This window comes from Acinetobacter brisouioides (assembly GCF_004331075.1).
GTDB lineage: Bacteria > Pseudomonadota > Gammaproteobacteria > Pseudomonadales > Moraxellaceae > Acinetobacter.
Map to the genome: position 1 here is coordinate 548263 of NZ_SJNX01000001.1, position 15767 is coordinate 564029.

A 15767-nucleotide genomic window follows, 5' to 3' on the forward strand; every position below is an offset into this window, starting at 1 on the left:
CAAAACTATAAACATCTCTCCCGACACAAACGGACAAATTTGTCCGTAAAATATCAAAAGATTTTAAATGACTTGGCAAGCATGAGTAAACATTTACAACGCGCGGCACAAAACCGTGAAGAGCTTTTAAATGCCGCGGCAGAAATGATTAAAGCCCATGGCATTCATGTGCCTTTACAGATGATTATTGATTATGCAGGGGTTGGACGTGCCACGTTTTATCGTAATTTTGCTGACCGTAAGCACTTGATTTATGCCTTGTTGCAACAATCCATTGAAAATTTGGAAACACGTGCCAAATATTATGGGCAGTTTGAAGATGGCTTGTTTTTATTAATTTACAGTCATATTAACAATCTGCCACACTTATCTGCACTCAAAGAATACTGGCGCGTCCTCGATACCAATGAGGCACAGCTACAAGAACTCATCCAGCAACATCAGCAGATTATTCAACCGCTGATTGATCAGGCAATTACTGCAAAGGTTTGTCGCCCAGACCTGACTTTTGAAGATTACCGTACCATTATTTCGATTTTAACTGCATCGTTTCGTGGGCATACCGAACAAGAACAAATACGCCTCGCAAAACGTGCCATTGAACTATTACTGACAGGAATTCAAGTATCACACGAGGCACGTTATGGATAAACAGCCACGTTATCTGGAAACACCGCCCGACTGGACTGCCGATGAACGCCCAATTTTGCCTGGCTCGCCCCCTTCAATTGAGCACTCGCGGAGCAAAAGTTATTTATATTTTTTTATCGGCATATTTATTGCGCTTTCCGCAGGGCTGAGTAACGGTTTTATTACCGCTAATCTGCCTCAGCTACAAGGTGAATACGGCTTGACTCCAACTGAAGGCGCATGGTTACCCGCTGCCTATGTCATGGCAAATGTCAGCTCTAATTTGATTTTGTTCAAAGCTCGGCAACAGTATGGACTGCGGTTATTTAGTGAAATTGGTTTACTGGCTTTTATTGCCGTCATGATCATGCATATTTTGGTGCATAACTATCAATCTGCACTGTTTGCCCGTTTTATTAGTGGCTTGGCAGCTGCTCCCCTCAGTTCGCTGGGCATGTATTACATCATGCAGGGTTTTAGCAAAGAACATCGCATTAAAGGATTGTATCTAGGGATTGGGATTGGGCAATTGGGTGTACCGCTGGCATGGATTATTTCTCCGCTTCTAGTAAACGTCAACAACTGGACTGTGCTCTACACCTTTGAGCTTGGTCTGAGCATTTGCTGTTTTGCCATGGTGGTTTCACTCAAACTGCCACGTAGTTTACGTATTGCAGTATTTGAAAAAGGTGATTTCATCACCTTTGCCTTACTTGCCCCAGGCTTTGCTTGTTTATGTGCAGTTTTAGTACAAGGGCCACTGCGTTGGTGGTTTGACTCGCCTTGGATTGCCTATATGCTGATGTGTAGTTTTGGTCTGCTGGTCTTGGGATTCTTTTACGAACATCAGCGTACTAACCCACTGATTATGACGCGTTGGTTAGGTACTTGGCCAACCTTGCGCTTTATTATTGCAGCCTTTATGTTGCGCTTGCTTATGTCAGAACAAACCTATGCTGCAGTAAATTTTTTAAAAACAGTCGGTATGGGTCCTGACCAATTCGTGAGTCTCTATACCGTGATTTTTTTTGGCATGCTTGCAGGTGCTATTTTCAGTGCGCTGACCTTTGCCCGCGAACGTATTGTCTTGCAATTGGTCTTTGCCGAATTTTTGGTATTCATCGCCTGCGGTCTAGACTTTCATTTGACCAGTGATGTGCGACCCGCCAATTTTTATCATAGTCAGTTTTTAGTGGCATTTGCAGGCGGTCTGTTTATTGGCCCACTGGTACTGGTGGGTTTTGGTCGTGCCTTGCAACAAGGTGCAGGTCATGTTGTGACTTATCTAGTGCTGTTTTCGGCAACCCAGAGTTTTGGTGGCTTGGTCGGGTCTTCATTTTTTTCCACTTACCAAAAAGAACGCACTCAAGTTTATCAACTCACCATTAACAATGCCCTGGAAGCTACCGATCCTAACGTGACGCAGCGCCTCAGCCAGTATCAAAGCAAGTACGCTTCTTATATTACCGATAACAGCAAAGCCCTAGTACAGGCAAAAGCCAGCCTGTCACAAGTTACTACACGTGAAGCACAGGTACGAGCCTATAACGATGTGATTTATTTAAATGGCATTTTTGCCGTAATTTTACTGGTTTGGGGCTTCAGCAATATTGCATCTACACACTACAATGCCCGCCGCCAACCTCAATCCTCTTAATTTTAGAGAAATGCTATGAGTGAACAGCCAAAAACCGATGATCGCCCAGCTGAACAGGAAGCCACATCGACAGCACAGCAACAGCCACATTTAAAGGCAGTGCCTCGAGTCAGCAAACTGATTGAAACCAAAAAATCAACCTTGATCCTGATGTTCTTTGTGCTATTGGTTGGAATGAGCGTGATTATGTGGGCATGGCAGATTGGCCCATTCAATACTCCAATCCAGCAGACAGACAACAGTTATATCAAAGGTAAAACCACGATTTTATCCTCTCAAATCAATGGCTATATTCAGGATGTGCTGGTCAGTGACTTTGATCATGTCAAAAAAGGACAAATTCTGATTCGGATTGACCCAACAACTTATAATCAAAAAGTGTCACAAGCCCAATCCAGTGTCGAGCAAGCTGCAAATAACTTTAACAATCAGAAGCAAACCATTGCCCAGCGCCAAGCCGATATTGCTGCAGCACAAGCCAAAGTCGCTCAGGTCTCGTCACAATATCAACTCTCATTGCAACAACTGCAACGCTATCAAGCTTTAGGGGATACTGGTGCGGTTTCCAAAACAGATCTGGATCAAAGTCGAGCCAATCTCGCGAATAACCTTGCCTTACTCAATGAAGCCAAAGCCAACGTCAAAGTCGCTGAAGAAGCTTTAAAAACGGCACAAATTGCCACAACAGGTTTACAGGCACAGGTTAAAAATGCTGCAGCACAACTTGATCAAGCCAATACCACCAAAGATTACAGCATCATCACCGCCCCTATGGATGGGCAACTGGGTGATGTTTCTCCACGCGTAGGACAATATGTTGCGGCAGGCTCACAATTACTGTATCTCATTCCTCAAACCACTTGGGTGGTTGCCAACTTTAAGGAAACCCAAATTGCCAATATGCAGATTGGGCAAAAAGCCTCGTTTACCGTCGATGCGTTGAATCACAAAAAATTTACAGGACGGGTTGAGGAAATTTCTCCTGCCGCAGGCTCAGAGTTCAGCGTTTTAAAAACTGATAATGCGACGGGCAACTTTACCAAAGTCGTGCAGCGGATTTCCGTGAAAATTGCAATTGACTCAAATCAACCCGAATTGGCTCGCCTCAGACCAGGCATGTCGGTCATTAGCTCAGTTGATACGTCCACTCAAGGAACAGGCACACGTTAATGCAGATTCAAGCCCAGTTGCCTAAAATCCCTATAGAAACCTTGATGCAACGCAATGATATTCAGCTTGATCTGAAACGGCTGGATTTGGTTCATCCACAAATTTCAGGCAACAAATTTTATAAACTCAAATACAACCTGCAACAGGCACAGCAACAAGGCAAAACGGCTGTGCTCACTTTCGGGGGGGCATATTCCAATCATATTGCAGCAACGGCATACGCTGCTCAAATGCTTGGTCTACAAAGCATTGGTATCATTCGGGGAGAAGAACTGGCACAGCGCCCACTCAACCCGACCTTGCAAACTGCACGCGAGATGGGGATGCAGCTTGAATTTATTTCACGGCAAGCCTATCAACAACGTCATGAACCAGACTTTTTACAGCAGTTACAATCGCAATTCCCCGACTGCTATCTGATTCCTGAAGGAGGCACCAATGCCCTTGCGATTCAAGGCTGTCAGGAAATTCTAACTTCGGAAGATTTAAATCATTATGATGTATTTTGCTGTGCAGTCGGTACAGGTGGTACATTGGCAGGCTTAATTCAAGCCAGTGATGCACGACACCAATTACTGGGTTTTTCTGCGCTTAAAGGTGAATTTCTCGCCCGAGAAGTTGCACAGCTTACCTGCAAAAGTAACTGGAAAATTTTGGATACTTACTGTTGTGGTGGTTATGCCAAAACGTCACCTGAACTGATCCAATTTATTCAAACGTTTGAACAGCAATATCAGATTCCTCTTGAACAGGTATATACAGGCAAAATGCTGATGGGGATTTTTGACCTGATTCAGCAGGGATTTTTTCAACAAGGCTCACGAATTCTCGCTATTCATACAGGTGGTTTGCAAGGACGTTGTCAAGAGTTAGGCGGTATGCCGAAAATTTCAGTATAATGCGCGGTTTTTAGTATTCGGAGAACTCACATGTCTGCTCTACACTATGATGTCATCGTATTAGGCGCAGGCGCATCAGGCTTGATGTTGGCAGCATGTGCAGCCAAACGCGGACGCTCCGTATTGGTACTAGAAAAAGCCAATAAAGTCGGCAAAAAAATCCTGATGTCAGGTGGTGGTAAATGTAACTTTACTAATCTTGATGTCGAGCCTGAAAATTATCTTTGTCATAACCCCCATTTTGTCAAATCGGCACTTTCACGTTATAACCAGTGGGATTTTATTGGTCTGGTCTGTGAATATGGGATTGCCTATGAAGAACGGAAACATGGGCAACTATTTACCCTCAACGGCGCCAAAGATATTTTAAATATGTTGCTTGCCGAATGTAACAAAACAGATTTGGTTGACATTCAAGCTTCAGCAGAAGTTACTCAAGTCCAAGTGCTTGCAGAGCATCAGTTTAGTGTTAAAATATCCACTCAAAGCTATCAGGCTGAATCGGTTGTGGTCGCAACAGGCGGTTTGTCTATTCCAACACTCGGCGGTTCAGATTTTGGTTATAAACTGGCACAACAATTCGGGCATCGGGTTTATCCAACTCGTGCAGGTCTTGTTCCTTTTACTTTTTCCGATCAATTTAAAGAAGTCACAAGTCGTTTAAGTGGCAATGCTTTAGAAGCAACTTTAAGCAATGCGGATACTGCTTTTACCGAAGCATTACTCTTTACTCATCGCGGTTTGAGTGGTCCAAGTTCATTACAACTATCTAACTATTGGCAGGTTGGTGAAAGTTTTCATATCAATTTTTTCCCAACTCATGATCTTTGTGAATGGCTAAAACAGAAAAAACTTAGCCAGCCGAAAAGCTTATTACGCACATTACTCAGTGAACTTGCAGCGAAGTCTGTGATCATTGAACTACAACAATTGATTTGGCAAGTAGATAGTGAAACCGCAATTGGTCAATTCAGCGATCAAAAACTGGAAAATATTGCGACTCAACTACAAAACTTTCAGGTCAAGCCATCGGGTACTGAAGGCTACCGTACCGCAGAAGTGACTTTAGGTGGGGTTGATACGGATGAGGTTTCATCTAAAACCATGGAAAGTAAAAAGCAGAAAGGTTTATTCTTTTTAGGTGAAGTACTGGACGTAACAGGACACTTAGGCGGATACAATTTTCAGTGGGCGTGGTCATCTGCCGTTGCAGCAGCAGAATATGTGTAACTGCCGAAGGAACGTCATTCCTTCAGCAGTATATATGTTTAATTTTTCACGATTTTAGTCGCTTGAGGATGCCCTGTATAAGCATCTTTGGCACTTGGGTTGCTGTAACTGAACATGTAGGCCACAACTGCTATATAAAATAAGACAATCATGGCAAACATGAAACGCACGAGACGTTTATTTTCTTTTACATACATCTCATGAAGTGACCGACTTAGATGGCGTAACATAGTCATCTCCTCCTTTCTATCACGTCAATCCGACTATTTTTTATACTACATCAAGTTTGTGTTGTGTTGTGTGAAGAAGCATTATCATCACGTATACATTGTTTATCTGCTGTAGCCTAAAAATAGGCTATACTATTTGCCACTTTTTCAATGCACCACGATTATGTCGTATAGCCTGCAATCCACTTCCCTTGAACTCGACACTGATGTGACGCATCAATGTTATTTACATTATACGCGAGATCAGCATCTGATCGGCGTGATTGAGTTTAGCAAGCCAAGCTATGTGCTCAAGTGGGGTGATTTGGAATATTTTCGTCGCCGTACAGAAGAATTTTCTGTCATGCCATTTCCCGACTTTATCAGTGCCATAGTGATTGATTTACGCAATATCGAAGCATTTCTCGATCAGGATATTCTCATTATTCCCTGGCGTTTAGTCGATGAAGAATGTCCAATTCGCTTGGTCGTACCACAAGATCGACTCGAATATTATGCAGGTTTTTTTGAACCGACTTGGCTCAGTTCCGATGTTGAAACCGCAATTAGTGAAATCCGTACATTTATGGATATGTTTGTGCATTAAGCTGTGGCAAACATATCCAAACTCATTTTTACCAGTAATTCTCAACAGCAATATTACCTTCACCACGGCGATTCATACTCAAGCCACGTTGTTTTAAGGCTTCTTTGGTATCTTCAACCATTTGCGGGTTACCACAGAGCATAATATGACTAGTTTCCGAGTTAAATTGCTGCCCGATCACAGCTTCTAATTGTCCATTTTTAATTAAAACCGGCAAGCGCTGGTGCAATATTGCCTGTGGGTCACGCGTAATAATTGGGACAAACTGAAATCCGGTATGCCCTTCACCAAAAGTTGCAGCAATCTCCTGAATACGCTCGACATATGCCAGTTCTGCTTGTGTCCGCACACTATAAACCAGATTGATTTTTTGATAATTCTGCCACGTCTCAAAATCTTGCAACATGGACAAAAATGGTGCCAACCCCGTACCTGTTGCCAGTAGCCATAAATCGTGTGGTAAAGGTTGCTGATAGCGTGCCAAAGTCAAAAATCCATAGGGAATTTTTTCCAGATACAAATCATCGCCCACCTGTAAGTCTTTTAGGCGTGAAGTAAAAGCACCATCAGGCACAACAATCGAAAAAAATTCTAAAGTTTCATCGTAAGGCGATGAAACAATTGAATATGCTCGCACAATGAGTTCGCCATCAACTTGTAAACCAATGCGCGCAAACTGACCTGCTGTGAATTTAAAGTGAGCAGGTCGTGTCATGCTAAAGCTGAACAAATTATTTGCCCAACGTTGAATAGATAAGACTTTTTCTACAGTAAATTTTTCAGATGTCATGATTTCAAGGTGCAAGAATTCGTCGGCTCATGTTAGCATGGCGAGGCAAATATTGATATTTTTACTCATTTAAGGCTTCAACTATGCGCATGACCTTACGCCAATTGGCTGTTTTTGTAGCCGTAGCCCAAGAAGGGACTGTGACCAAAGCCAGTGATGCTGTCAAGCTAACTCAAAGTGCAGCCAGTATGGCATTGGCTGATTTAGAGGATGGATTAGGTGCGCCATTATTTGATCGCTTAGGAAAACGCCTCCAGCTCAATGACCTCGGACGTTTTTTGCTACCACAGGCACTCGAAATTTTAGGGCGCTGTGAAGCATTTGAACAAGTCGCCAAAGGTGAATTACAAAGTATTGATTTACGCCTTGGTGCAACATTAACAATTAGTGATTATTTAATGCCAGATTTGATGGCAGGTTTCCTACAATTACAGCCTCAAGCCCACTTACAATTGCAAGTCGGTAATACTCGCCAGATGATTGAAGCTGTCAATCAATTCCAGCTTGATCTAGCACTGATTGAAGGTTCCTGCCATATTCCACAATTACAAAGTATCCATTGGCGAGATGATGAATTGGCCGTATGTTGTGCTCCAAGCCATTCTTTAGCGCAACTAAACCGTCCTTTAACACCTCAAGATTTTGCTGATGTAGAATGGATTTTGCGTGAAGAAGGCTCAGGCACACGTGAGGTTTTTGATACAGCTATTTTAAATGATTTAGAAGATGCCAATATCCGCCTGACACTCGGACATAATGAAGCGATTTTAAAAATTATTTCAGGTGGTTTAGGTATTTCATGTATTTCTAAACTTGCATTGCTACCAATGCTCAATTCTGGACAACTGGTTATTTTAGATACGCCATTTTGGGAACTCAGACGTCCACTCTATATGCTTGTACATCGCCAGAAATATCAAGGGCCTGGGCTTAAAGCCTTTATGCGGTTTTGTGACGAACAGCCAGGCTAATCTTTATTGCCAATTTGGATCAGTGTTACGACGGGAATCACTTTCACAAGGTTCTCCGTCACGATTGCCATCCATTTTGGTGTTTGGGCAATTTTGTATAAACCAACGTGCTTCGGCAAGCGAATGCATTTGTGAGCAGTATTGCCGACCATCACATTTAAAATATCCCAACGGACTTGGCATCGGCTTTTGTGCTGGCATCGGTCGACTAATAATAGATGGTGCAACTTTTACTTGTGTTTTTTGTTCAGGCAATTGATCTGGGAGATTCCCTAGTTTTTTCCGTTGTTCATCAATGAGCTGTTTTTGTTCTTGAATCAATTGTTGCGTATATTGCACACGTTTTCGCTCATGTTGTTGCAGCCTTGAGTAAGTGATATAAATCCCGATACCAACCAATACAACAACGACAAATAAAAACATGCCTGCTCTCTTCATCATTCTTGTCTCATAAAAAAATACCTGTTATTTAGATATTTAACAGGTATTTTTTCAAATTAACATTAGTCTTTTTGTACACTGCCGAAGATTTTATCACCCGCATCACCCAGACCTGGAACAATGTAACCATGGTCATTCAATCCATCATCAATTGATGCGGTAAAAATGCGAACGTCAGGATGTAAGGCTTCAACTTTGGCAATGCCTTCTGGTGCTGCAACCAGTACCATTACGCGAATATCTTTACAGCCACTGCTTTTGAGTACATCAATTGCTGCGATTAACGAGCTACCCGTTGCCAACATCGGATCAATAATCATGGCAATACGATTGGCTACATCTGGAACCAATTTTTTATAGTAAGTTCGAGCTTGTAAAGTTTCTTCATCACGCTCAAGGCCCAAAACACTGACTTTAGCACTTGGAATCAAATTGAGTACGCCATCTAACATACCAATTCCTGCTCGTAAAATCGGAACGATGGTGATTTTTTTACCCGCAATGCGCTGTGTAGTCACCTCACCTGCCCAACCTTGAATTTCCTGATCAACCACAGGTAAATCTTTAGTTGCTTCATAAGTCAGCAACATAGTTACTTCTTGCGCAAGTTCACGAAAGTTTTTGGTACTAATATCGGCACGACGCAATAAGCCTAGTTTATGGCGAATCAATGGATGACGAATTTCTTGAATAGGCACGGGGAGAACACCTGACAGATTTAAGTTGCGCCTAGTATATCGCTTTTCGATCAGAAATAAAAAAGCCCTCATTGATGAGGGCTTTTTTAGACCGCTAAAATTAGTGGTTGAACAATATTTGTTGAATTGGCGCTAAAACTTGTGACATTGCAGAAATTTTAAGTACAGGATCAGGGTAAACACCGATCAACAGTACCAATGCTGCTGCACCAAGCACCATGATTCCACCGACTTTTTGACCCCAATGTTTTTCAGCGTCAATACGTGGAGTTTCTGGTGGTGTCAGGTACATCACAACCATAACACGTAAGTAATAGTATAAACCGATACCACTACCCACAATAATCATGGCAGCCAAGAACCAGTGACCTGCATCAACCGCAGCTTTAATCACCATGAACTTACCGATAAAGCCTGCAGTCAACGGAATCCCTGCCAACGACAATAACATAATTGTCAAAGTCCCAGTCAAAACAGGACGACGCCAGAACAGACCACGATAGTCCGCAACACTTTCAGCTTCATCGGTATTGTTGTATGGGCTAGACATTAGAGTCACGACACCAAACGCACCAATGGTTGTTAATACGTAAGCAATCACATACATATTTACACTATCAAGGCTGAAGTAGTTTTTGCTGACTAAAGCCACAAGCAAGTAACCAAAGTGTGCAATTGATGAATATGCAAGAACACGTTTGAGGTTAACCTGACGTACTGCAAGCAAGTTACCCACAATAATTGAAAGTACCGCAATAATGCTGATGATCAAGCTGATTGATGGAATCAACGCGCCTGCAGCAAGTAAATAACGGACAAACAAACCAATGGTTGCAACTTTCGCAGCAGTCGCCAAAAAGGTTGCCAATGGCGCTGGTGCACCTTGGTAAACATCTGGCGTCCATTTGTGAAATGGTGCTAACGATAGTTTGAACGCAATTGCGAAAATGATTAGGCCAAGACCCAAAATCACCATTGGGTTGCCCATTTTCACCATTTGCAACAAAGATGCAAAACCTGTGTAGAACGACAATGTACCTGTGTACGCATAAATATATGCCATACCCATCAACAACATCGCAGAAGCAGTTGCTGACAACACCAGATATTTCATTCCTGCTTCTAAAGACTTCTCACGTTCATGCGTATATGCCAACAGACCATATACAGGAACTGACATCAACTCCAAGCTAATGAAGAATGATGCATAGTGAGAGCTTGCTACCATCAACATTGCCCCAGCAACAGAAGACAATAACAGCAAGTACAACTCTTCACGGTTGCCTTTATAGCTTTCAATATACGCATGCGACAAAGTACAGCATGCCAAGGCAGAAACCAGAATCAGCAATTGATAAAGCATGGTAAATGGATCAACCATAAACATGTTCATCACATTAGCAGGTCTGAAGTGCCCATTCATCATTTGCAAAATGATATTGAATGCTGCCAAGTTCAAGCCAATAACGGATGCTGTCGCAATCAGATTATGATTACGCTTGATTGCCGTTAAGATCATGACCAGCACGATTGTCAAAGAGACAATCATGACTGGAGCAAGTGGCATAAGATCTGAAAATTGGATTGTGAAGTTCATGACTTATTGGATCTCCACATTATCAAGTTGGCTGACTGCTTGTTGCATCAAATCTACACCATTATGAACAGGAATATAGCTGTTCGCTAACCACTGCATACTTGAGTGAGACACATCAAGGAAGGTTTGTGGGTAGATACCAAGCCACACTAGACCAATCACACAGATCATTAAAATTGCAATCTCACGTGCTGACAAATCTTTCAGTGGGTTTGCATAATGCTGTTTTTGTTCAGGATTTGGAGTACCAAACAATGAACGATGAATCAAAATCAAGCCGTAAAGACCAGCCAATACCAAACTGATCGCAGCAATAATAGTAAATGTTGGGTATTTACCAAATGAACCCATCAAAATCAGGAATTCACCAATAAAGTTACCTAGACCAGGAATACCGACCAACGCAGCAACAAAGAACATCAGGAAGAATGGCAAGTAACGGAACTGACCGCGCATACCACCCATCAAACGCATATCACGTGTATGTAGGCGCTCGTAAATCTGACCACACATAATAAACAGTGCAGCAGAAGATAAACCATGTGCCAACATCATGATCATCAGACCTTGATAAGTAATGATGTTGCCTGCATAAATTGCCAGTAGAACAAAGCCCATGTGCGAAATCGAACTATACGCCAACAAACGTTTCATATCGGTTTGCTGATAAGCACACCATGCACCGTAGAAGACACCAATCAAACCTAACACAATCGCAATATCAGCAAATTGTGCTGATGCTGCTGGGAAGAATGGAATAACGAAACGTAATAGACCGTAAGCTGCAGTTTTGATCAAAATACCTGCCAAGTCTACAGAACCTGCTGTAGGTGCTTGAGCATGAGCATCTGGTAACCAACCGTGCAATGGAAATACAGGAAGTTTCACTGCAAAACCAATGAACATGCAGATCATGAAACCATATGCAAAGCTTGGTGGTAAATGATTTGCAACTGCCAACAAGAAGTTGTAGTCAAAGTTAATCACACCATTGGTCATGATATAACCCCAGACCACCAGTCCGAGAATACCAATCAACATGATCAAACCAGAAACTTGCGTATAGATGAAGAATTTGGTTGCAGCATAAACACGTGAACGACCGTTCGAACCTGTATGCCCCCAAAGTGCAATCAAGAAATAGATTGGTACCAGCATCATCTCCCAGAAGAAGAAGAACAGGAACATATCAATCGCAAGGAATACACCAATTACCCCACCTAAACTCCAAAGCAAGTTTAAATGGAAGAAACCGACATTCTTCTGAATTTCACCCCAAGAACAGCCGACTGCCAAAATACCCAAAAGTGCGGTCAAGCCGACCATGAGCAATGACAAACCGTCTACGGCAAGGTGAATACTAATCCCCAGAGAACTAATCCAAGGCAAGTAAAATTGTGCTGCAAAAGTTGGGGCTTGAGCACCCAACTCATAGTGATAATTACCATGACTCCATAGGATTACAGTTAAGCCTAGGGTAATCACCATCCCAATCAGGGCGATCCAACGTGGAAGGTGCTGGTCGAGTTTATCGACCAACCAGCATATAAAACCAGCAATGAACGGAACCAGAATCAGCGCGGGTAAAATTAAATTGTTTTCCATTTTATTTCCCCACTACCTGAACAACGATCAGGATCATCAGTAACACCACAATACCTAGTGACATACTTGATGCGTATTCACGCAATGATCCAGTTTGACGTGAACTTGTAAAACTGTTACCACCTTTGACTAAAGCAGGTAATACAAGCCACAAGCCATCAATCGGGTCACGACCTAAAATCTTCGCGATCAGTAAATAAGGTTGTACGAAAACGAGGTTATATAAAGCATCGAAACCGAACGCATTACGCCAGATGTGAGCAATACCTGCACCCAATGAGGTTTGAGCAAAAGCTTTAACCGCACCATAAGCAAAGGCAAATAGCACCACACCAATCACTAGACCCACCAAGGCAATACCAACAGCGGTATGCTCTGCACCTTTAACCAGCACTTCAACATTTTCAGGAATTTCAAATGCTGGAATACGTGCTGAAGTCAGTAATTTTTGAACAGGCGCTTTAAGTAATGCACCTACACCTGTAGACAGTACCAATAGAATTGATAATGGTCCCCAGTAAGTAACGCCCTTGATCTCATGCGCATGGGTTTTTTCTTCACCAAAGAATACAACCCAAATTAAGCGGAATGTATAAATTGAAGTTAAGAATGCACCTGCGACACCTGCCCAGTACAAGCAGTTATAGAGTGGAAGGTTTGCCAACATACCGTGTGCATAGACTTCACCCAAGATCGCATCTTTAGAGAAGAAGCCCACTGTTACAAATGGAATTGCGGCTAACGCGCCACCACCCACAACGAAACATGCAAATACAAATGGAATCTTTTTCCAAAGACCGCCCATCTTGAAGATGTTTTGTTCGTGATGACATGCCAAGATCACTGCACCAGAAGACAAGAATAATAATGCCTTAAAGAATGCGTGAGCCAACATGTGGAATAAACCTGCTTGATATGCTTCAGCACCCACCGCCATAAACATATAACCCAACTGACTCATGGTTGAGTAAGCCAAGATACGTTTGATATCGGTTTGTACCAATGCCGCAAAACCAGCCACCAACAAAGTAATTGCACCTGTTACAGAAATAAACTGCATCACTTCAGGTGCCATTTCAAACACAGTATGCGCACGGCAAGTTAAGTACACACCTGCGGTAACCATAGTTGCAGCATGGATCAATGCAGAAACAGGTGTCGGACCTGCCATCGCATCGGCTAACCAAGTTTGTAGTGGAATCTGTGCAGATTTACCCGCAGCACCCAAGAACAACATCAGTGCTGTCCAGATCGCTAGTGAGTGATTTCCTGCAAGAACAAGGTGTGCATTTGCCACAATCGTTGCAATATGCAAAGTACCAAATTCTTGATAAAGTAAGAATAACGCGATTAATAAGAAAACGTCACCCACACGTGTAACGGTAAATGCTTTGATCGCAGCCCAACCATTGTCTGGATTTGAATAATAAAAACCAATCAATAAGTATGAGCAAAGCCCCACACCTTCCCAGCCAAGGAACAATAACGCAAGGTTATCGCCAAGAACCAACACCAACATGCTCGCAACGAACAAGTTGAAGTAAGAGAAGAAACGTGCATAGTCATCTTCACCACGCATATACCATGATGCAAAGATGTGAATCAGGAAACCTACACCTGTGATCATGCCCATCATTAATAATGATAAGCCATCAAGATGTAGACTCACTTCTGGCGCCAATGTACCAACACTGAACCATGTCCATAGATGTTGTACTACAGCTGTTGAACCGCTGTTGACAAACTCCAGCCCCGCAATCAATGCAAATAATGCAGACAGCCCCACTGAACCTACGCCAATAATCGCAGCAATATTTTCAGAAAGTTTATCGCGACCCGCCGCTAATAAAATAAAGCCGATTAGCGGAAATAAGATTGTTAAATATAAATAACTCATCCGCGCATCTCACTCGCAGCATCCACATCCAAATGATGGAAGCGATGATAAAACTGAAGGACGATCGCTAGACCAATACAAGCCTCGGCAGCTGCCAATGTCAAAATTAAGATAAACATAATTTGACCGTCAGCTTGTCCCCAAACACTGCCTGCCAGCACAAAGGCCAATGCAGCAGCGTTCATCATGATCTCAAGACTCATCAATATAAATAGAAAGTTGCGACGCACCATTACACCGTAGAACCCAAGTGCAAAAAGAACGGTTGCAACAATCAAACCGTGTTCCAAAGGGATGTTACCCATCAGTCTTGTTCCTCTTCACTTGGTTCACGTTTACCTAAATGGAATGCTGCAACAAGTGCTGCGAGCAATAGCATTGCGGCAATTTCAACCAACAATAAATATTGGGTAAATAACGCTTGACCCACTGCTTTTGGTCCAATCACTGTTTTACCCAGCAATGCACCTGCTGGTGTGTAATCACTACTGATCATCCACACCAAGGTCAAGCCCAATAAGAAGCTCAACAATGCAGGTACAGCCCAAGCATCGGACGTTAACCATTTACGCTCCTGCTCGACCGTGTGCTGCCCCAAGTTCAGCATCATGACCACGAAAACGAACAAGACCATAATTGCGCCAGCATACACAATCACCTCAAGTGCGCCTGCAAACGGCGCACCCACAATCATGAAAATACCCGCAACAGCAAGCAAAGAAATAATAAGATTTAAAAGTGCATGTACAGGGTTCGTGTTAGTCACAACGCGAACTGTAGAAACAATGGCCACAAGAGCCATTAAATAAAATGGCCACATCATGGTAATAAGCTCCGTACATCGACAGGTGCGCTTTCTTTTTGCGCTTGTCCTTTTTCTTTACCGTTAATCGCCATACCTGTTACACGATAGAAGTTGTAATCAGGGTATTTACCTGGACCAGAAATCAGTAGATTTTCTTTTTCGTAAACAAGGTCTTGACGTACATATTCTGCTAACTCGAAGTCAGGAGTTAGCTGAATTGCCGTGGTCGGACATGCTTCTTCACACATACCGCAGAAGATACAACGTGAGAAGTTGATACGGAAAAATTCTGGATACCAACGACCATCTTCTTTTTCTGCTTTTTGTAATGAAATACAGCCTACAGGGCAAGCAACCGCACACAAGTTACACGCAACACAGCGCTCTTCGCCATCTGGATCACGTGTCAGAACGATACGACCACGATAACGTGGTGGTACGATCTGCTCGGCTGGTACTTCTGGATATAAAATGGTGTCACGTTTGCGCGTTGCGTGGCTAAATACCATCCACAACGAGCGAACGACAGACCCTACACCAGCTAGAATTTTAAACATAATG

17 protein-coding genes are annotated in these 15767 nt (G+C 42.8%); 7 read left to right on the forward strand and 10 right to left on the reverse strand.

The window, feature by feature from the left end; genetic code table 11:
* Positions 1–81 precede the first annotated feature (81 nt).
* Genes E0H77_RS02610 through E0H77_RS02630 form a run of 5 tightly spaced genes read left to right on the forward strand, consistent with a single transcriptional unit; the run spans position 82 to position 5586 of the window.
* Entirely contained in the window at positions 82–651 is a 570-nt protein-coding gene (locus tag E0H77_RS02610; protein ID WP_165491477.1) for a TetR/AcrR family transcriptional regulator, read from the forward strand.
* Positions 644–2287: an MFS transporter gene (locus tag E0H77_RS02615; protein WP_131374760.1), complete on the forward strand. Its 1644-nt coding sequence runs from the start codon at positions 644–646 to the stop codon at positions 2285–2287. Before E0H77_RS02610 ends, E0H77_RS02615 begins: the two co-directional genes overlap by 8 nt.
* A 15-nt stretch (positions 2288–2302) precedes the next feature.
* Entirely contained in the window at positions 2303–3457 is a 1155-nt protein-coding gene (locus E0H77_RS02620) for an HlyD family secretion protein (protein WP_131374762.1), read from the forward strand.
* On the forward strand, positions 3457–4356 hold the full coding sequence (locus tag E0H77_RS02625) for a 1-aminocyclopropane-1-carboxylate deaminase/D-cysteine desulfhydrase (RefSeq protein ID WP_131374764.1): 900 nt from the start codon (positions 3457–3459) through the stop codon (positions 4354–4356). Before E0H77_RS02620 ends, E0H77_RS02625 begins: the two co-directional genes overlap by 1 nt.
* A gap of 30 nt (positions 4357–4386) precedes the next feature.
* Positions 4387–5586, forward strand: a complete 1200-nt coding sequence (locus E0H77_RS02630; protein ID WP_131374766.1) for a BaiN/RdsA family NAD(P)/FAD-dependent oxidoreductase — start codon at positions 4387–4389, stop codon at positions 5584–5586.
* Positions 5587–5624: 38 nt separating this feature from the next.
* On the opposite strand, the gene E0H77_RS02635 is transcribed toward E0H77_RS02630, so the two are convergent.
* A complete protein-coding gene (locus tag E0H77_RS02635) occupies positions 5625–5822 on the reverse strand; it encodes a hypothetical protein (protein WP_228258279.1) in 198 nt (65 codons plus the stop codon).
* Positions 5823–5979: 157 nt separating this feature from the next.
* On the opposite strand from E0H77_RS02635, the gene E0H77_RS02640 reads away from it, so the two are divergent.
* Positions 5980–6402: a hypothetical protein gene (locus E0H77_RS02640; protein ID WP_131313144.1), complete on the forward strand. Its 423-nt coding sequence runs from the start codon at positions 5980–5982 to the stop codon at positions 6400–6402.
* A 28-nt stretch (positions 6403–6430) separates the two neighbouring features.
* Here the strand turns inward: E0H77_RS02640 and E0H77_RS02645 are convergent, their stop codons facing one another.
* Entirely contained in the window at positions 6431–7192 is a 762-nt protein-coding gene (locus tag E0H77_RS02645) for a ferredoxin--NADP reductase (protein WP_131374768.1), read from the reverse strand.
* Between the two features lie 83 nt (positions 7193–7275).
* Here E0H77_RS02645 and gigC point away from each other — a divergent pair, with 83 nt between their 5' ends.
* Complete coding sequence (gene gigC / locus E0H77_RS02650) at positions 7276–8163, forward strand: LysR family transcriptional regulator GigC (RefSeq protein ID WP_131312316.1); 888 nt, start codon at positions 7276–7278, stop codon at positions 8161–8163.
* Positions 8164–8166: 3 nt separating this feature from the next.
* Here gigC and E0H77_RS02655 read toward each other — a convergent pair whose 3' ends face one another.
* The 8 genes from E0H77_RS02655 to nuoI form a co-directional block, all read right to left on the reverse strand.
* Positions 8167–8601, reverse strand: a complete 435-nt coding sequence (locus tag E0H77_RS02655) for an excalibur calcium-binding domain-containing protein (RefSeq protein WP_131374825.1) — start codon at positions 8599–8601, stop codon at positions 8167–8169.
* Positions 8602–8666: 65 nt separating this feature from the next.
* Complete coding sequence (gene upp / locus E0H77_RS02660) at positions 8667–9302, reverse strand: uracil phosphoribosyltransferase (protein WP_131312317.1); 636 nt, start codon at positions 9300–9302, stop codon at positions 8667–8669.
* A gap of 100 nt (positions 9303–9402) precedes the next feature.
* Complete coding sequence (gene nuoN, locus E0H77_RS02665) at positions 9403–10899, reverse strand: NADH-quinone oxidoreductase subunit NuoN (protein WP_131312318.1); 1497 nt, start codon at positions 10897–10899, stop codon at positions 9403–9405.
* 3 nt (positions 10900–10902) lie between these two features.
* Positions 10903–12504, reverse strand: coding sequence for an NADH-quinone oxidoreductase subunit M (gene nuoM / locus E0H77_RS02670; protein WP_131374770.1), 1602 nt, complete (start codon positions 12502–12504; stop codon positions 10903–10905).
* 1 nt (position 12505) lies between these two features.
* Complete coding sequence (gene nuoL, locus E0H77_RS02675) at positions 12506–14401, reverse strand: NADH-quinone oxidoreductase subunit L (RefSeq protein ID WP_131374772.1); 1896 nt, start codon at positions 14399–14401, stop codon at positions 12506–12508.
* Positions 14398–14706, reverse strand: coding sequence for an NADH-quinone oxidoreductase subunit NuoK (gene nuoK / locus E0H77_RS02680; protein WP_004750668.1), 309 nt, complete (start codon positions 14704–14706; stop codon positions 14398–14400). Before nuoK ends, nuoL begins: the two co-directional genes overlap by 4 nt.
* Entirely contained in the window at positions 14706–15221 is a 516-nt protein-coding gene (nuoJ, locus tag E0H77_RS02685) for an NADH-quinone oxidoreductase subunit J (RefSeq protein WP_171478303.1), read from the reverse strand. The genes nuoK and nuoJ overlap by 1 nt, the downstream gene beginning before the upstream one ends.
* Positions 15221–15763, reverse strand: coding sequence for an NADH-quinone oxidoreductase subunit NuoI (gene nuoI, locus E0H77_RS02690; protein ID WP_004750662.1), 543 nt, complete (start codon positions 15761–15763; stop codon positions 15221–15223). The genes nuoJ and nuoI overlap by 1 nt, the downstream gene beginning before the upstream one ends.
* Positions 15764–15767 lie beyond the last annotated feature (4 nt).